The following is a 302-nucleotide window of genomic DNA, read 5'->3' as shown; positions in this document are numbered from 1 at the left end:
TTCATCACTCAAAGGATTGAGGAAACCAAACTATGGCTACTGCCCGTAAAAAACAAATCAGTTTAACCGACACCAAATACTACCACTGTATCTCCCGCTGCGTCAGACAGGCCTTTTTGTGTGGAGAGGATAAACTGACTGGTAAATCCTATGAACACCGTCGAGGCTGGGTGGAAGAAAAGCTTTTGATGTTGGGAGCGGTATTTTGTATTGACGTATGTGGTTATGCTGTGATGAGTAATCACACTCACACTGTTTTATATGTTGACGATAAAAAGGCTAAGCGACTGTCGGATAAAGCC

At 43.0% G+C, this 302-nt stretch carries 1 pseudogene; it reads left to right on the top strand.

Features of this window, described 5'->3' with window-relative positions:
* Nucleotides 1-32: 32 nt before the first annotated feature.
* Nucleotides 33-302, top strand: a pseudogene (locus CEX98_RS22090) (transposase); the annotation flags it as partial.

Origin of the sequence: Pseudoalteromonas piscicida, from assembly GCF_002744175.1 — a bacterium.
Lineage (GTDB): Bacteria > Pseudomonadota > Gammaproteobacteria > Enterobacterales > Alteromonadaceae > Pseudoalteromonas > Pseudoalteromonas piscicida_B.
Note: the sequence above shows the minus strand (reverse complement) of the source record. Positions and strands in the feature narration are given on the sequence as shown.